This window comes from Microbacterium testaceum StLB037 (genome assembly GCF_000202635.1).
GTDB lineage: Bacteria > Actinomycetota > Actinomycetes > Actinomycetales > Microbacteriaceae > Microbacterium > Microbacterium testaceum_F.
This window is the reverse complement of sequence record NC_015125.1, coordinates 1,754,149-1,770,947: the sequence shown is the minus strand read 5'-3', so window position 1 is coordinate 1,770,947 and position 16,799 is coordinate 1,754,149. Positions and strand designations below refer to the sequence as shown.

General features: G+C 70.4%; 14 protein-coding genes. 6 read left to right on the top strand and 8 right to left on the bottom strand.

Features of this window, described 5'->3' with window-relative positions:
• Positions 1 to 2: 2 nt before the first annotated feature.
• The 3 genes from MTES_RS08095 to MTES_RS08085 form a co-directional block, all read right to left on the bottom strand.
• Positions 3 to 968, bottom strand: a complete 966-nt coding sequence (locus tag MTES_RS08095) for an alpha-ketoacid dehydrogenase subunit beta (protein WP_080575495.1) — start codon at positions 966 to 968, stop codon at positions 3 to 5.
• 8 nt (positions 969 to 976) lie between these two features.
• A complete protein-coding gene (locus MTES_RS08090; RefSeq protein ID WP_013584750.1) occupies positions 977 to 2,107 on the bottom strand; it encodes a thiamine pyrophosphate-dependent enzyme in 1,131 nt (376 codons plus the stop codon).
• Between the two features lie 267 nt (positions 2,108 to 2,374).
• The gene (locus tag MTES_RS08085; RefSeq protein ID WP_013584749.1) at positions 2,375 to 3,445 is read right to left on the bottom strand and encodes a histidinol-phosphate transaminase; all 1,071 of its coding nucleotides are present in this window, start codon (positions 3,443 to 3,445) and stop codon (positions 2,375 to 2,377) included.
• Positions 3,446 to 3,545: 100 nt separating this feature from the next.
• On the opposite strand from MTES_RS08085, the gene MTES_RS08080 reads away from it, so the two are divergent.
• The 4 genes from MTES_RS08080 (at position 3,546) to MTES_RS08065 (ending at position 9,155) form a co-directional block, all read left to right on the top strand.
• Positions 3,546 to 3,950 carry a phage holin family protein gene (locus tag MTES_RS08080; protein ID WP_013584748.1) on the top strand — a complete coding sequence of 135 codons (405 nt, stop codon included), beginning with the start codon at positions 3,546 to 3,548 and terminating at the stop codon, positions 3,948 to 3,950.
• Between the two features lie 141 nt (positions 3,951 to 4,091).
• Entirely contained in the window at positions 4,092 to 4,598 is a 507-nt protein-coding gene (locus MTES_RS08075; RefSeq protein ID WP_013584747.1) for a low molecular weight protein-tyrosine-phosphatase, read from the top strand.
• 27 nt (positions 4,599 to 4,625) lie between these two features.
• A complete protein-coding gene (purB, locus tag MTES_RS08070; protein WP_013584746.1) occupies positions 4,626 to 6,005 on the top strand; it encodes an adenylosuccinate lyase in 1,380 nt (459 codons plus the stop codon).
• Positions 6,006 to 6,305: 300 nt separating this feature from the next.
• Positions 6,306 to 9,155: a discoidin domain-containing protein gene (locus MTES_RS08065; RefSeq protein WP_013584745.1), complete on the top strand. Its 2,850-nt coding sequence runs from the start codon at positions 6,306 to 6,308 to the stop codon at positions 9,153 to 9,155.
• A 112-nt stretch (positions 9,156 to 9,267) separates the two neighbouring features.
• On the opposite strand, the gene MTES_RS08060 is transcribed toward MTES_RS08065, so the two are convergent.
• From MTES_RS08060 to MTES_RS08050, 3 genes are all read right to left on the bottom strand, one after another.
• Positions 9,268 to 10,329, bottom strand: a complete 1,062-nt coding sequence (locus tag MTES_RS08060; protein WP_013584744.1) for a WxL protein peptidoglycan domain-containing protein — start codon at positions 10,327 to 10,329, stop codon at positions 9,268 to 9,270.
• 59 nt (positions 10,330 to 10,388) lie between these two features.
• Positions 10,389 to 12,380: a purple acid phosphatase family protein gene (locus MTES_RS08055; RefSeq protein WP_013584743.1), complete on the bottom strand. Its 1,992-nt coding sequence runs from the start codon at positions 12,378 to 12,380 to the stop codon at positions 10,389 to 10,391.
• A 120-nt stretch (positions 12,381 to 12,500) separates the two neighbouring features.
• Complete coding sequence (locus tag MTES_RS08050) at positions 12,501 to 13,715, bottom strand: HupE/UreJ family protein (RefSeq protein WP_043361214.1); 1,215 nt, start codon at positions 13,713 to 13,715, stop codon at positions 12,501 to 12,503.
• A gap of 134 nt (positions 13,716 to 13,849) precedes the next feature.
• Between MTES_RS08050 and MTES_RS08045 the strand changes: the two genes are divergently transcribed.
• Both MTES_RS08045 and MTES_RS08040 read left to right on the top strand, forming a co-directional pair.
• Complete coding sequence (locus MTES_RS08045; protein ID WP_231848161.1) at positions 13,850 to 14,503, top strand: hypothetical protein; 654 nt, start codon at positions 13,850 to 13,852, stop codon at positions 14,501 to 14,503.
• A gap of 53 nt (positions 14,504 to 14,556) precedes the next feature.
• Entirely contained in the window at positions 14,557 to 15,597 is a 1,041-nt protein-coding gene (locus tag MTES_RS08040) for a zinc-dependent alcohol dehydrogenase family protein (protein WP_013584740.1), read from the top strand.
• 9 nt (positions 15,598 to 15,606) lie between these two features.
• On the opposite strand, the gene MTES_RS08035 is transcribed toward MTES_RS08040, so the two are convergent.
• Positions 15,607 to 15,981, bottom strand: coding sequence for a hypothetical protein (locus tag MTES_RS08035; protein ID WP_013584739.1), 375 nt, complete (start codon positions 15,979 to 15,981; stop codon positions 15,607 to 15,609).
• The gene (locus MTES_RS08030) at positions 15,978 to 16,613 is read right to left on the bottom strand and encodes a hypothetical protein (protein WP_013584738.1); all 636 of its coding nucleotides are present in this window, start codon (positions 16,611 to 16,613) and stop codon (positions 15,978 to 15,980) included. Before MTES_RS08030 ends, MTES_RS08035 begins: the two co-directional genes overlap by 4 nt.
• Between the last annotated feature and the right edge of the window lie 186 nt (positions 16,614 to 16,799).

Here is a 16,799-nt window from a genome sequence, read left to right as displayed (position 1 = left end):
GGTCAGTAGGCGAGAGACCGGTCGACGGCCTCGAGGATGCGGTCGGCGTCGGGCAGGTACGTGCCCTCGAGCTTCGCGGGCGGGAAGGGCACGTCGAAGCCCGAGACCCGGAGCACGGGCGCCTCGAGGGCGAAGAACGCCTTCTCCATGACGGTCGCGGCGATCTCGGAGCCGAGCGAGGTGAAGCCCGGAGCCTCCTGCGCGTAGACCATGCGGCCGGTGCGGCGCACGGAGTCGAGGAGGGGACCGTAGTCGACGGGCGAGAGCGACCGCAGGTCGATGACCTCGCAGCTCGTGCCCTCGCTCTCGGCGAGGGCAGCGGCCTGCAGCAGCGTCGTGACCATCGCGCCGTGGCCGACGAGGGTCACGTCGGTGCCGCGGCGGACGATGCGGCTCGCGTGCAGCGGCAGAGCAGGCTTGTCGGTGTCGACCTCGCCCTTCTGCCAGTACTTCGCCTTCGGCTCGAGGAAGATGACCGGGTCGGGCGAGGCGATCGCCTGCTGCATCATCCAGTAGGCGTCGTTCGCGTTCGAGGGGCTGACCACCCGCAGGCCCGCGGTGTGCGTGAAGTACGCCTCGGGGCTTTCCTGGTGGTGCTCGACCGCGCCGATGTGCCCGCCGTAGGGGATGCGGATGACGACGGGCATGCGCACGCCGCCCTCGTGCCGGTTCGTGATCTTCGCGAGCTGCGAGGTGATCTGGTCGAACGCGGGGAAGACGAAGCCGTCGAACTGGATCTCGAGAACCGGCTTGAAGCCGCCCATCGCGAGGCCGATCGCGGTGCCGACGATTCCCGACTCCGCGAGCGGAGAGTCGATGACGCGGCGCGGACCGAAGTCCTTCTGCAGCCCCTCGGTCACGCGGAAAACGCCACCCAGGGGGCCGATGTCCTCGCCCATGAGCAGGACGCGGTCGTCGGTCTCGAGCGCGCGGCGCAGGCCCGCGTTCAGCGCGCGACTGATCGGCATGTTCTCGGTCACTGCGCGCCCCCTTCCATCGAGGCCTCGTAGTCGTCGAGCCAGCGCTGCTCCTCCTGGATCAGCGCGTGCGCTTCGGAGTACACGCTCTCGAACATGTGCACGCGGGGGATGGTGCCGAGTTCGTTCGTGCGCACGCGCACGTCGTCGGCGAGCGCGGCACCCTCGGCATCCGCGTCGTCGAAGAACTGCTGCGGGGCGCCGCGACCCTCGAGGTAGGCGCGCATGCGGGCGATCGGGTCGCGCTCGGCCCACGCCTTCTCTTCATCCGAGGTGCGGTACTTGGTGGGGTCGTCGCTGGTCGTGTGCGCGCCCATGCGGTAGGTCATCGCCTCGATCGCGCGGGGTCCGCCGCCGGCACGCGCCTCGTCGAGAGCGACCTTCGACACGGCATAGCTGGCGAGCACGTCGTTGCCGTCGACCTGCAGGCTCGGGATGCCGTATCCCTCACCGCGCTTGTACAGCGGCGACCGTGACTGCGTGGCGACGGGGACGGAGATGGCCCACTGGTTGTTCTGCAGGAAGAACACCTCGGGGGTCTGGAAGCTCGCGGCGAAGACCATCGCCTCGTGCACGTCGCCCTGACTGGAGGCGCCGTCGCCGTAGTAGACGATGACGGCCTCGTCGCGCTCGGGGTCGCCGCTGCCGCTCTTGCCGTCGAACACCAGGCCCATCGCGAGGCCCGTGGCGTGCAGGGTCTGCGCGCCGAGCACGAGCGTGTAGATGTGCGTGTTGCCGTTCTTCGGGTCGGTCGGGTCCCACCCGCCGTGGGTGAGTCCGCGCATGAGGCGGATGATGTCGAGCGGGTCGACGCCGCGGATACGGGTGACCACGTGTTCGCGGTACGAGGGGAAGATGTGGTCCTGGGCGCGGGCCGCGCGGGCGGAGCCGACCTGAGCGGCCTCCTGCCCGAAGGACGGGGGCCACAGGGCGAGCTGCCCCTGGCGCTGCAGGTTGGTGGCCTGCACGTCGAACGCGCGGATCGACACCATGTCGCGGTAGAACGTCTCGAGTTCGGCGTCGGTCAGGGCGTCGATGAGCGGCAGGTAGCGCTCGGCCGCGGGCGTGGGCGCCATCGTGCCGTCGGCTGCCAGAACGCGCACGAGAGCGGGATCGTCGAGCGGGGTCATGTTCCCACGCTAATGCTCGCCCTATGCCGGGGACCGCATGAGGTGCACAACGGATGCCGCGATTCGGCATGCATCATCGACAAAGACGGCCGTAGCCGGTCCTTGGTCCCGGTCCCTTCGACAGGCTCAGGGACCTCACGCGGGCGTGGGCCGTCCGACAGGCTCAGGGACCTCACGCGGGCGTGGGCCGTCCGACAGGCTCAGGGACCTCGCGCGGGCGCGGGCCGAGGTGGCTGAGCCTGTCGAAGCCACCGGCACCGCAGCGCGTCAGCGCTGAGCGGCCGCGACCTCGACGATGCGGTCGAGCGACTCCTCCTCGCCGATCGAGATGCGGACGCCGTCTCCGGCGAACGGACGCACCACGAGACCGGCGTCCTCGAAGGCCGCGGCGACCTCGAGCGTGCGCTCTCCGGCGGGCAGCCAGACGAAGTTCCCCTGGGCGTCGGGGACCGACCAGCCCGCCTCGCGCAGGCGCGCGACGAGACGGTCGCGGCGCTCGGCGATCACGCGCACGCGCTCCAGCAGCTCCGATTCGACGGCGAGGCTCGCGAGCGCCGCCTCTTCCGCGGCGGCCGTGACCGACAGCGGGATCGCGGTGCTCCGTGCCGCGTCGAGCACGCGCGTGTGCCCGACCGCGTACCCCACGCGCAGGCCGGCCAGGCCGTAGGCCTTGCTGAACGTGCGGAGGATGACGATGTTCGGCCGGGCGATGATCGCGCGCACACGGTCGCCCTCGACCGAGGCGGGTTCGGTGACGAACTCGGCGTAGGCCTCGTCCAGCACGATCAGCACGTCGGCCGGGACGGCGTCGACGAACGCGGCGAAGTCGTCGTGCGTGACGGTGGGCCCCGTGGGGTTGTTGGGGCTGCACACGATGACCAGGCGCGTGCGCTCGGTGATCGCCGCGGCCATCGCGGGGAGGTCGTGGCGGAAGTCCTCGGTCAAGGGCACCTGCACGCTGGTGGCGCCGGCGACGGCGACGAGCGAGGGGTACGCCTCGAACGAGCGCCAGGCGTAGACGACCTCGTCGCCCGGCCCCGACGTCGCCAGGAGCAACTGCGCGAGGAGCGAGACGCTCCCGGCACCGACGTGCACGTCGTCGGGCGAGACACCGTGTCGTGCGGCGAGACGCTCGCGGAGGCGGGAGGCCGTGGCATCCGGATACCGATTGATGCCGGATGCCGCCTGGATCGCCTCGAGCACGCCCGGGAGCGGGTCGAACGGGTTCTCGTTGCTCGACAGCTTGAACGCGTCGGCGCTGGCCTGCCGCCCCTGGCGGTACGCCGGCAGCGCGGCGATCTCGGGGCGGATACGGGGGAGAACCGGCTCTTCACTCACCCCGCGAGCCTAACCGCGGGGGCCCGCCGCGCGTCAGTCCCCCCGTGGCATCCGTCGCAAGCCCCTGCCGGACGGTGGCGCCCCGTGCCAGGGTGGGATCATGCGCTTCGTCGTCCGCGTCGCCGTCAACGCCTTCGCCATCTGGATCGTCACCCTGCTGCCCGCCCTGCAGGTGCAGCTCATCCCATTCGCGCCCGGGGAGTGGCTGCAGGTCGCGCTCACGCTCCTGCTGGTGGGCCTCATCTTCGCCCTGGTCAACACGATCGTCGGCACGGTCGTCAAGATCGTGGCGATCCCGCTCTACATCCTGACGCTCGGGCTCATCTCCCTCGTGATCAACGGGTTCCTGCTGTGGCTCACCGCCGTCATCACCTCGAACTGGAACTGGGGCCTGCGCACCGGGGAGTTCTGGCTGACGGTCGTGGCCGCTCTGCTGATCGGTGTCATCAACGCCGTGCTCGGCGGCATTCTGCGTCCCCGTCGAGACGAGCGTTCACGCCGCTGAGGGGTCGGTTTCGCGTCGCCCCGACCCCTGAGCCCGTCGAGGGGACCGGAAGCCGCATCCAGGCGGAGACTTCGACAGGCTCAGCCTCCTCCGCCGGAATCGACGCGTGCGGTCGCGGCGCTTCCCCGCCATGATGGAGGGATGACCGCGAGTGCCGACGCGCCCTTCCGCGTCGTGTTCGTGTGCAGCGGCAACATCTGCCGCTCCCCCATGGCCGATGTGGTCTTCCGTCATCTCGCCGATGCCTCGGGCCTCGGGTCGCGCGTCGCGTCGTCGTCGGCCGGCACCGGCGACTGGCACGTCGGCGAGCGTGCCGACCACCGCACGCTCGAAGCCCTCGAACGCCTCGGCTACGACGGGTCCGCCCACCGTGCGCGGCAGTTCCAGTACGCCGACTTCGACCGCAACGACCTCGTGGTCGCCTTGGACCGGAGTCACGAGCGGGTCCTGCGCGGCTGGGCCCGCGACGACGACGCGGCCGACAAGATCGCGCTGCTGCAGTCGTTCGTGCCGGATGCCGAGACCCTCGACGTCCCCGACCCGTACTACGCGGGGCCCCCGATGTTCGACGAGGTCCTCGGTATGATCGAACGCGCCAGCCGCGCTCTGTTCCGGCAGCTCGAGCCCGCCATCCGTTCCGCGGGCTGACCCTTTCGCGCGATCCCCGGGAGACCCGTGTCCTCTCTGCCTCCGCAGCCCCTCAGCCCGCTCGACGGTCGGTACTTCGCCACCGTGTCCGAGATCGGCGACTACCTGTCGGAGGCGGGCCTGAACCGCGCCCGCGTCGAGGTCGAGGTCGAGTGGCTCCTCGCCCTCACCGACCGCTCCCTCTTCGGCACCTCGCCGGTGTCGGACGGCGACCGCGCGAAGCTCCGCGCGCTGTACGAAGAGTTCGGCGCCGACGAGATCGCCTGGCTCAAGGAGAAAGAGGCGGTCACCCGCCACGACGTCAAAGCCGTCGAGTACCTCGTGCGCGACCGCCTCGACGCCCTCGGGCTGACGGCCCTCGCCGAGCTGACGCACTTCGCCTGCACGAGCGAGGACATCAACTCCACCGCGTACGCCCTCACCGTGCAGCGCGCGGTCGAGCGCGTGTGGCTGCCCAAGCTGCGCTCGGTCACCGCCGCGCTCGCCGAGCTCGCGGTGGAGCACCGCGACGCCGCGATGCTGTCGCGCACCCACGGCCAGCCCGCCACGCCCACGACGATGGGCAAAGAGATCGGCGTCTTCGCGTGGCGCCTCGAGCGCGTCATCCGTCAGCTGCATGCCGGGGAGTACCTCGCGAAGTTCTCGGGAGCCACCGGCACCTGGTCGGCGCACGTCGCCGCCGAGCCCGACGTCGACTGGCCCGCGCTGACGCGGGAGTTCATCGAGTCGCTGGGCCTCGGCTTCAACCCGGTCACGACGCAGATCGAGTCGCACGACTGGCAGGTCGAGCTGTACGACCGCGCGCGGCACGCGGGTGGCATCCTGCACAATCTGGCGACCGACATCTGGACCTACATCTCGCTCGGCTACTTCACGCAGATCCCCGTCGCGGGCGCCACCGGGTCGTCGACCATGCCGCACAAGATCAACCCGATCCGGTTCGAGAACGCCGAGGCGAACCTCGAGATCGCCGGCGGACTGTTCAGCACCCTGGCATCCACCCTGGTGACGAGCCGCCTGCAGCGCGACCTGACCGATTCCACGACGCAGCGCAACATCGGCGTCGCGTTCGGGCACTCCCTGCTCGCTCTCGACAACCTGCAGCGCGGGCTCACCGAGATCTCGCTCGCCGAAGACGTGCTGCTCGCCGACCTCGACGTGAACTGGGAGGTGCTCGCCGAGGCCATCCAGACCGTGGTGCGCGCCGAGATCGCGGCCGGGCGTTCGCAGATCACCGACCCGTACGCGCTGCTCAAGGACCTCACGCGCGGTCGCCGCGTCGGCGCCCCCGAACTCGCCGAGTTCGTGCGCGGCCTCGACATCGGGGATGCCGCGAAGGAGCGCCTCCTCGCGCTGACCCCCGCCGCGTACGCGGGGCTCGCGTCGCGGGTGGTCGACGCGCTGTAGTCCGGGCGGCCGCGACCGTGCGCCGGTCGACGCGCTGTGGTCGGGCGGCCGCGACGTCCCTGCTCCGGTCCCCGTGAGACGCCGCGCGCCCGCGGGGTACGACGGCGGCCGCCTTGCGGCATCCCTTCTCCGGGTCCCCCAGACGCTCGCGTGCGGGCGGACGCGGCGGAACCGCATCCGCGTCAGGAAATCCTGGACGCGGGAGTGCCCCGGGGTCTAGCGTGTTGACGTCAACATTCCCCGACCTGCCCCGGGTCACCCGTGCGCCGCATCGTCGCGGCGCGGATCGGAACAGACGCGATGACGCATCGACGCCCCCTGACCGCCCGCCGCCTCCTCGCGGCCGCAACGGCCGCCGTCCTGGCCGGAGCCCTGGCATCTCCTCTCGCGGCCTCCGCCGTCACGGGCGTGCCGACCGACCCGAGCGACGGAGTGCCCCGGGTCGACCCTCCGGTGACGTACACGAAATTCGAGCCGATCGCCGACCCCGGCCGCGGAGCCGCCGACTATCTCCAGCCGAAGTGGTACGACACCGACGGACGACACATCCAGGCGCACGGCGGACAGGTCGTGACGACCCAGGAGAACGGGCAGACCGTCTACTACTGGTACGGCGAGGACCGGACCAAGGGGTACTACAACAGCCCCGGCGTCGCCGTGTACCGATCGACGGATGCCAAGAACTGGACGAACCTCGGCGATGCGCTTCGCAGCATCTCGACGCGCGACGACCTGCTCACGCCCTACTTCGAGAACCTCTACGACACCGTCGATGAGAACGGCCAGCCGCGCACGGCGAAGATCGACGCGCTGGCGTACCACCTGAACTCGACCGAGAAGTCGGACTACACCGCGATCTTCGAGCGCCCCAAGGTGCTCCACAACGACAAGACCGGCAAGTGGGTCATGTGGTGGCACGCCGACGGGCGCACGGAACCCGGCGGAAGCACCTACGCCCGCTCGATGGCGGCGGTCGCCGTGTCGGACTCCCCCGCCGGCCCCTTCCGCATGACGGGCGCCTTCCGCATGCCGAACCGCACCGACTACAAGGGGTGCTCGCAGTACGCCGTCCCCGGTCAGGCCCGTGACATGAACGTGTTCCAGGACGACGACGGCACGGCATACATCTCGTACTCGTCCGAGGAGAACTCCTCGCTCTACGTGGCCGAGCTGAACGCCGACTACACCAACGTGCTCAAGACCGTCGACTCGGACACCCTCGGCGTGAAGCAGTACTCGGAGGACGGCCGCTACCCCTACGTCTTCGCCGACGGCAAGGAGGGCGCGCCCGTGCGGGGCCAGGACTTCCAGATCGTGAAGGAGTGCGGCTACCTCGAGGCCCCCGCGATCTTCGAGCGCGACGGGACCTACACGGCCATCGCCTCCGGCGCGACCGGCTGGGCCCCGAACCCGCAGACGTACTACACCACGAAGAACCTGATGGGATCGTGGATCCGCGGCGTGCAGGCCGGCGATGCGAACGAGAACACGTGGTACGCCAGCATGCCCGACGGCTCCGACGGCCTGCTTTCGATCGGCGACAAGAACCGCTCGACCTTCGGTTCGCAGTCCACGAACGTCTTCGAGCTCGAGCCCGGCAAGTTCGTCTACATGGGCGACCGCTGGAACGAGGGCAAGTCCGACTCGACCTACGTCTGGCTGCCGCTGACGGTGGGCGAGAACGGTCGCCTCGAGATGCACAACCCCGCGGCGGAGGACCCCGCCCGGTACAGCTCGGGCTGGGACGCGTCGTACTGGAACGACAAGGGGTTCGGCCACGGCACGTGGAAGGTCACCACGGCTCTCCCGACGACGGTCCTCCGCGGTCAGGCGCCGCAGCTGCCGAGTACGGTGTCGGTCGACGTCGACGGAACCGCTTCCGCCGTCGGGGTGACCTGGAGCGCGATCGACACGAGCGTCCTCGGGCCGCAGACTCTCACGGGCACCCTCGCCGCCGACGCGAAGTTCACGACCGGTCGCTCGTTCCAGCGCACGATCACCGTCACCACGCCCGGCGTCGCGAACATCGCGCCCGAGGCGACCGTCACGGCCTCGAGCCGCACCGATCTCCTCGGCACGATCACCGACGGCAACCGCACCGGCAAGGGATGGGACGACTGGACCGGCAACGGCTACCCGCGCAACAGCTGGCTCCAGTTCGACTGGGGGACGAACCGCACCTTCGACTCCCTCGCCGTGTACACGTACAAGGACGGCGCAACCGCGACCTGGCCGTCGCGCATCCAGGTGCAGTACCGCGACGCCGCCGGCACCTGGCAGGACACGACCGTCGCGGCGACCCTGACACAGGATGCCGCGTCGGCAGCGCCCGTGGTCACGCTCGACGGGAAGGGCCTTCCGGCATCCAGTGCCCTCCGCCTGCATCTCACGAGCGACGCGAACACGTGGCAGTCGGTCGCCGAGGTGGAGATCTGGGGCAACGCCCTCGCCGCGAACGTCTGCCGTGGCTCCGACGCGACGGTGTCGGCATCCTTCTCGCAGACCAAGTGGGCGACCCTGCCCGCGAGCAACGCCTGCGACGGCCGCCAGAACACGCAGTGGTCGACGTGGACCGACGCCGGGTTCAAGGACTCCGCGACCTTCACCCTCGAGACGACCGGGACGCACCGTCTCGACAAGGTGACCTTCACCAACACCGAGGGCGCGATCACGGGTGTCTCGGCCGAGTACCGCACGAGCGCGAACGAGTGGAAGCCGGTCACCCTGACCGGTGCTGCGCCCACGGTGACGAACGGTCGCGAGACGACCCTGTCGTTCACCCAGGTGGTCGCGACGGGCCTGAGATTGACGTTCGCCACCCCGGGTTCCTACCTGAAGATCCCCGAGATCGTCGTTCCCGAGGGCGTCGCGGCGCCGAAAGCCACGGCCACGGTCACCTCTCGCTGCCTCTCCGGGAAGGTGACGCTGGTGACCACGGTGCGCAACACCGAGGCCACCCCCGCGACCGTCGAGATCGCCTCACCGTGGGGACGGAAGACCTTCACCGCGATGGCCGCCGGTTCGGCCGCCTCCATCGCCCAGGCGACCCGTGCGACCTCCATCGTCGCGGGGACGATCACGGTGAAGACGTCGATCGACGGCGCTCAGGGAGAGCAGAGCGTGCCGTTCACGGCACGGAGCTGCGGCTGACCGGCGATCCGTCCCGACCACCCGCCCGCCGACGGATGAAGGGACGGAGCAGCATCACGGGGGCGGGCGGGTATCGCCCGCCCGTCCTCGGGCACTGCGGTGGGTGGCGGCCTCAGGCCACCGGCGCGACGTCGCTGTCCTTCTCGGCCAGCGAGCGCGCCACCGCCTCGGCGACGCGGGCGTCCTCGGCATCCTGTCGACGGCGACGACGATCGCGCAGCCAGCGCGGACCGAGAACCGCCGCGGCGACGACGAGGAGCAGGACGACGAGCATCGGCCACGGCGGGGCCCAGCCCACGGCGGAGGCGACGACCGGGTCGAGATCCGTGGTGGAACCCGAGGCGTCGGTGACCGCGGGCGTCGCCGTCACCGATGCCCACACCAGGCCCATCGCGGCGACGGCGGGAACCCGGACGTCGCGCTGCCAGGACTCCCCGGGGAGGAGGACGGGAGCGGCGTCGCCGGGAATCGCGTCGACCTCGCCCCACCCGAAGGGACCCGCAACGGCGTCGGTGTCGGCAGCGGTGAGCGAGACGTTACCGGCGTTGTGCAGGCTGTAGTGCACGGTGGCGTCGCCAAAGAGGAACGGCACGGCACCGCCGTCCCAGTCGACGCGGAGACCCTCGACCGCCAGGGCCGGGGCCAGATCGCCCCCGACCCGGATGCCGGCGCGGATGCCGAGACGACGGTCGACGTTGACGTTCGCCGTCTGATCGGCGACGGTGAGAGACGTCACGACGCCACCGGCGTAGTCGCCGGGCGTGGCATCGGCGGGGATGTCGATCGTGAAGGGCACCTCGACGGTCTGCCCGGCGGGCACCGAGACGTGATGCTGCGGAACGGCGATCCACTTGCCGACACCGGTCGGCTTCTCGGCGGCCAGACGCAGGTCGACCGCCCCCGTCGAGGTCGTGTAGCCGTCCGCGGCGTACACGTCGAGCTCGACCGCCTCGGTTCCCCGGTTGGCGATCACGAGGCCGTCGTCGAGGTGAGCCCCGGGGTTCAGCGCGTACGCGAAGTTCGTGCGGTCGGCGCCGAGCGCGTTCGATGCGGTGCGCACCGTCCAGGTGACGTCGTCGGTCGACGCGAAGGCGGCGGGGGCGCCGACGAGCGGGACGGCGGCCGCGACCACCGTCGCCACGAACAAAGCGAGCGGGCGGGAGAGTCTGTTCATGAGGGATCCTTCGGGAAGAGCCGGCGGGGAGCGAACTCCCCGCCGGCCCGGTTCGCTGGTCAGCCGGCCAGCGCGGTGAGGGTCAGGGTCGCGCGGTAGCTCCCCTTGTCGATCGAGTTGGGCATCTTCAGGTCGAGGTCCGCTCCCACGACGCCGGTGCCACGGTCGTGGCCCATGGCGGCGGAGCCGAGCACCCGCGACGTCGACAGACCGTCGCCCCCGTCGTAGCCGGACCCCACGGGCGCACCCGCGACAGCACCGGCACCCGGCGTGACGACCTTCGGCGTCCACCCGAGGTACTTGCCCTCGAAGGTCTTGGCCCCGTCCGTGAAGTTCCCGACCGACGCCGAGACCGACCAGGCGGCCTTGCTCCGACGCGTGTCGGTCACGGCGATCGGGTTGATCTGACCGGTGGCCTCGAAGTACTGGAGGTTCTTCTCCTCGGCGGTGCCGAGGTCGACCAGGCCGTTGTGCCCGTTGATCGTCCAGCCGAACTCGCCCGGTGCACCCGCGGGGACGTCGACCTGGATGTCCTGACCGTCACCGTGGTTGGGGTGGATGGTCACCTCGTCCTGGATCGACCCGACGGCCTGGGCCGGCTGGGTGCCGTTCTGGGGACCGCACCACAGCACGCGGTTCAGCTCGACGGCGGCGTTCGGGGCCGAGCAGTCGCCGGAGCGGATGTTCTGCACGACCAGCTGGTCCTTCTGCACCTGGACCTTGACGTAGGTGCGGACGTGCTCCTGGTTCTCGACGGAGTTGTACCAGTAGTTGTTCGGGTTCAGCGGGTCGGCGCCGTTACCCGCACCGCTCGTGCCGCTGTTGTCCGGCGCGGTGATGTCGTAGTACTTGGATCCGGATGCCGAGTTCGCGGTGACGTACACGACGCCGCCGGGGCCCTCGAAGACCTCGTCCTGGCCCGGCTTCTCGTCGGCGTTCGCCTTCGCGCCGTTCTTGATCTCGTACGAGCGCGAGTAGCTGTGGTCGTGACCCTGGAGGACCAGGTCGACGCCGAGCTTCGAGAACGCGGTCGGGAAGTCGACGCGGCGGACCTTGTTGTCGGCATCCTTCGCGTGATCCGCCGGCGAATAGATCGCGTGGTGGTACACGAGCACGGTGTACTTCGCGTCGGCACCGTGCTTGTTCACGACGTCGGTGACGTAGGCCACGTGCGCGTCGTCGCCGCCGCCGCCCTGCGAGGTGGCGTAGCTGTTGCTGTTGAGGTCGATGAACAGCGTGTCCTTGTAGATGAACCAGTAGTCACCACCCGACTCGGTCCCGGTGCTCGAGGCGCCCTTGCGGTAGTAGGCGCCCGAGCGGTCGGTGTTCGGGGTGTACAGGTGCTGCTCGTACGCCTTGCCACCCACGTCGTGGTTGCCGATCGTGCTGACCCAGGGGTACTGGCGCAGCTCGTCGGGAGCGAGGAAGGCGTTCCACTGGTCTTCCTTGTTGGCCGAGTCGACCTGGTCGCCACCCGAGACGAGCAGCTCCGCGTTCGGGTTGGCGCTGAGGGCGACCTTTGTGGTGTCCTGCCACCCCGCCTGGTCCTTCGCGACGTCGCCGGACGAACCGATCTGCGGGTCTCCGAAGAAGAGGAAGTCGTAATCGCCCTCGAACGACTGCGTCTTGAACGCGTACGTCGACGACCAGTTGCCGTCGGATCCGACGCGGTACGAGTACGCGGTGTTCTCGGCGAGGCCGGTGATCGACGCGTGGCGGTTGAACCCGCCGCTCGTGGCGATGTTGGCCGTGCCGGATGCCGAGAACGTCGTGGCCGAGGCCGGGAAGGCCCCGTTCACGAGCGTCGAGGTGGGGGCGACCTGCACCGACTGGGTGGTGTCGGCGGAGGAGTACCACGTGACGATGCGCTGTGCTTCGTCGGCTCCGACGCCGAGAATGACGCCGGAGACGGTCGTCGTGGAATCGGCCTGCGCGGCCGAGGCCACTGCCGTGCCGGAGAGCACGAGCGAGAAGCCGACGACGGTCGTTGCGATCCACGTGGCGCGGCGACGCGTACGCGTCCCGTGCGACGTCGATGCGGAAGAGAGCATGGTTTTCCGTTTCTCTTGGGGGAGGCGCCCGCGATCGGCGGGCTCTCCCACGCTCCGCCCGCTCGGTGACGTTCCGATGAATGGTTGACTCAGGGCATCTAGCGAGTGACCCAACGCTCGTCACTCGATGCCGAGGACGCGCTGCACGAACCAGACGAGGCCGGCGACCGTGACGACGACCGCGAGCAGGCCGCTCGCCCACATTCCGATGCGGGGGTACCGACGTCGCAGCAGGACGAGGAGCGGGAACGCCACGACGATGATGCTGATCTGCACCGCTTCGATGCCGACGTTGAAGACCAGGAGCGACCACAGGAGCGTCCACGACCACGGCTCGTCGATGCCCAGGGCCGAGGCGAAGCCGAGCCCGTGCACGAGGCCGAAGAGGAAGACGACCCCCACCCGCAGCCAACCCGCCCGGTCGAGGCGGAGGAACCCGTGGGCGTGCGAGAGATCCTGGTCGACCTTGCCGCCGCGCCACAGCCGCCAGAGGTACCAGGCCCCGACGACGGCGATCGAGAGGGCGATCGTGGGCTCCACGAGCTCGGGAGGAGCGGCGACGACCCCCGTCGCCGCCAGGATGAACGTCACCGAATGGGCGAGCGTGAAGGTCGTGGCGGCGATCACGACCTCGCGCAGACGCCGCGAGCCGACGATCAGCGCGAGGAGGAACAGGATGTGGTCGATCCCGGTGAGCAGGTGCTCGGCACCGAGCCGGAAGAACTCCCAGAAGCGCTCGAGCGGCGACTGCGCCGTGCTGAACGACGGGTGCTCGGCATCCAGGACCGTACTGCCCTCGTGCAGGTCGAGGGCATAGGTGAGGATCGTCTTGGTGTCGGTGACGAAGCCCTCGTTGTCGGGGAAGAGCGTCGAGACGACTGCGTGCCCGTTCTCGGACGGCGGGCAGGCGTAGTCCAGGTCGAGCACCGCGTACGGCACGCTGTCCTGCTGGGTCATGGTGATGTCGTCCGCGAGGGTGGGCGTACAGTCGCGCCCCTCGGCATCGATGCGGAAGCGCTCGGTCACGTATGACGACACCGCGGCGCGATGCGCCTGGAGAGCGTCGACTTGCTGGCCGGCATCGGCGGCGTTGAAGGCATCCGTTCCGGCTTGGTACAACGCGTCCTCGTGGGCGGCGTCGGCCGCCGAGACGACGAGGAGGTCGTACTCGAGCTGGAGCTGGGTGTGCACGACACCCGGGCCGCCGCTCGACAGGTCGGCGTAGACCACCGACAGGATGCCGTGCGCCGAGGCCGGTGCCGCCGAGGCGAGGAGCGCGATCAGCCCGAGGACGAAGAGAAGCGGGCGCAACGCGCGCCGGACCACTGATGACATGAAGACCTTTCCGCGACGAGAGTGCTCCGCGGTGCTGAACGGCGGGACGCGGTGAAGAGAACGGAAACGTAACGTGTGTCCGCTGTTCTCCCGCACGCCACCCTCGTCGCGCACGACGAGCGCACAGTGAGGGCGTGAGGCGGACGACGACGATGGCGGCGACGATTGTCGCCCTGGCCCTGCTGACCGGGTGCTCCACAGCGCCCGGATGGAGCGAGATGCGCGATGCGCCGTCGCCCATCGGTTCACCCGCTGCGGGCTTCTTCCCCGCCACCCCTCCCGCGCCGGAGTCGACCCACAGCCCGCTGCCGGGATCGTGGGACGGGGTGCACGCCCCCGCGGGCTACCGGGTGGTGCTCCTCACCGTCGGCGACGACGCGCCGACCGCCGTGCTCGTCCGGGCCGTGCAGGACTGGGCGACCGAGACGCGGGCCGACCTAGAGGTCGTGCACGCCGATGACGACATGATCGACGGCATCGTCGCCGCGATGAACATGAATCCCGACCTGATCATCAGCGCCGGCGACGCCCTGGTCGACCCGCTCGCCACGGTCACCGCGAGCCATCTCGATCGGCAGTTCCTCGTCGTCGGTGCCGAGCTGGCCGAGCCGACCGAGAACGTGACGGCAGCCGACTGGACGGGCGCCGCCTACCGCGGCGAGGGTCTGGGTACGGCATCGGCGTACGACCCCGCGTCGTTCACCCCCGAGCGGGCCGGTGCCGCCGTGCGCGCGGGCGTCGCCTCGGTGCTCACCGGGCAGCGGGGCATCGTCCTCTGGATGAACTGACACGGGGCGCGGGCCCGCCGTTCGCGCGCGGGAGACGCGGGAGAATGGATGCCATGCGCGCGATGATCATGGACGCCCTGGCCGCCCCCCTCGAGGTGCGCGACGTCGAGGCCCCGATCGCGCCCGTCGGCGGAGTCGTGGTCGAGGTGCACGCGACCGGACTCTGCAAGAGCGACTGGCACGCGTGGGTCGGGCACGATGATGTCACCCTCCCCCACGTCCCCGGGCACGAGCTGGCGGGCGTCATCGTCGAGGTCGGGGAAGGCGTGCAGCGCTGGAACGTCGGCGATCGCGTGACGGTGCCGTTCGTGATGGGCTGCGGGGCGTGCGAGTGGTGCCTCGGCGGCAACGCGCAGGTGTGCCCGGACCAGCAGCAGCCCGGCTTCACGCAGTGGGGCTCGTTCGCCGAACGCGTGGTCCTGCGCGCGGCCGACACGAACGTCGTGCGGATCCCCGACGGCGTCTCGTTCGAGGCGGCCGCGGCCCTCGGGTGCCGCTTCGCCACCGCGTATCGGGCCCTCACCGGCCGCGCGCGGGTGCAGGCCGGCGAGTGGATCACGGTCGTGGGCGCGGGCGGAGTGGGCCTCAGCGCCGGCATGATCGGGGTGGCGCTCGGCGCACGGGTGATCGTCGTCGACCGGACGCCCGCAGCCCTCGAGGCAGCCGCCCGGCTCGGCGCCGAACACACACTGCTCGCCGACGGATCCGATATCGCCGCCGCCGTGCACGAGCTCACGGGCGGCGGAAGCCACGTCGCGGTCGACGCGGTCGGGAGCGCGCAGACCTCGCGCGACGCCGTGCTGAGCCTGCGCCGCCGCGGGCGCCACGTGCAGATCGGGCTGCTGCCCACCGCCGACGGGATGACCGCGATGCCCATGGCGCGCGTGATCGCGTGGGAGCTCGACCTTCTCGGCAGCCACGGCATGGCTGCGGTCGACTATCCCGAGATGCTCTCGCTCATCGAGAGCGGAGCCCTGCGCCCGCAGGACCTCGTGGAGCGCGTGATCGGCCTGAGCGAGGCGGCGACGCTTCTCCCCGCGATGGACACGGCCTCACCGGCGGGGATGACGATGATCGACCCGCGGCTCGACTGACGCGGGGGCTCAGGCGCGAGGCTTCTCGGGGCCGTCGTCGGAGCGCGGAGCCTCGGGGGTACCGGCGGCCTCGGGGGCGGTGGCATCCGGAGTCTCCTGGGGAAGGAGCAGCGGACGATCGACGGTCGTGGTGACCTTGGCGGGATCGACGACGAGCAGGAGAAGGGCGACGGTGACGAGGACGACGATGAACGTCACCCCGGCCGCGACGAGTCCGACCACGAGGGCGCGCTGGATCTCGTCGGCCGGCCGCGTCTGGAAGAAGCCCATCGACATCAGCGTGGTGAAGCCGGCGAACAGGGCGGCGCCGAAGGCGAGTCCCAGAAGCTGAACGGGCTTCATCAGGTCGCGGCGGGTCGGCTTTGCGGCGGGCTTGTCGGTCACGACACGGCCTCCTCGGTGGGTGCAGCCGGAATCGGCTCGGGGCGGCGGGGCGAGAAGCCCGCGATCGCCAGGAAGACCGCGACGACCGCCGTGTAGCCGCCGAAGAGGCCCACGGCGATGACGATGCCGGTCAGGGTGAACGAGCCCGCGCCCTCGATGGCGTAGCCGAGCGAGTACTGGGGGCTGGTGATCAGGAGGACGACGGCGAGGACGAGCGTCAGGATGCCGATGAGCAGGCCATCGCGCGGGGCGGTGGCCGTGCGGCCGGCCCGGCGATCGCGCACCGCGGCGATGACCTCGATGAGACCGCTCACGACCGCCCACGAGATGACGATGCCGAAGAAGAAGCCGGTCTCGCGCCAGGACGGGACGCTGGCCGCCATGCCCGCCACCGCCGCGACGACCGCGAGCAGGATGACGGTGGCGCGCTGTCCGCGGGGGAAGACGAGCCAGGCCGAGAGCGCGAAGACGAGGGCCGTGGCGAGGGCGAAGCCGCTGAACACCGCGAGGCCGACGGCCGCGGAGTGATCCGACGAGAACGTGACCATCGCTGCGGCGATGGCGGCGAAGAGGGCGCGCGCGAGCTGCAGGTGGCGCACGTCGAAGGCGCGCGCAGAAGAGGAAGTGGCCACGGAAGATCCCGGAAGAACGGTGTCGATGGCACCCAGTCTATTCCTCGGGGAGCGGCCGACCTCCGGGGAGCCTGGATGCCGTCGGGCTCATCGGCAATCCCCAGCCGAGGAGGCGATTCTTAGGCGCAGACGGAGGGCAAAAGCAAGTCTTCCGCTCGCGAAAGGCCCGGGAGCTATCCTTTCTCA

What these genes read in the sequence shown, in the direction of transcription:
- MTES_RS08075 (WP_013584747.1), top strand. Translation starts at nt 4,092, where the DNA reads ATGACCGCGAGTGCCGACGCGCCCTTCCGCGTCGTGTTCGTGTGCAGC.
- MTES_RS08095 (WP_080575495.1), bottom strand. Translation starts at nt 968, where the DNA reads ATGCCGATCAGTCGCGCGCTGAACGCGGGCCTGCGCCGCGCGCTCGAG.
- MTES_RS08080 (WP_013584748.1), top strand. Translation starts at nt 3,546, where the DNA reads ATGCGCTTCGTCGTCCGCGTCGCCGTCAACGCCTTCGCCATCTGGATC.
- MTES_RS08055 (WP_013584743.1), bottom strand. Translation starts at nt 12,380, where the DNA reads ATGCTCTCTTCCGCATCGACGTCGCACGGGACGCGTACGCGTCGCCGC.
- MTES_RS08040 (WP_013584740.1), top strand. Translation starts at nt 14,557, where the DNA reads ATGCGCGCGATGATCATGGACGCCCTGGCCGCCCCCCTCGAGGTGCGC.
- MTES_RS08090 (WP_013584750.1), bottom strand. Translation starts at nt 2,107, where the DNA reads ATGACCCCGCTCGACGATCCCGCTCTCGTGCGCGTTCTGGCAGCCGAC.
- MTES_RS08065 (WP_013584745.1), top strand. Translation starts at nt 6,306, where the DNA reads ATGACGCATCGACGCCCCCTGACCGCCCGCCGCCTCCTCGCGGCCGCA.
- MTES_RS08060 (WP_013584744.1), bottom strand. Translation starts at nt 10,329, where the DNA reads ATGAACAGACTCTCCCGCCCGCTCGCTTTGTTCGTGGCGACGGTGGTC.
- MTES_RS08050 (WP_043361214.1), bottom strand. Translation starts at nt 13,715, where the DNA reads ATGTCATCAGTGGTCCGGCGCGCGTTGCGCCCGCTTCTCTTCGTCCTC.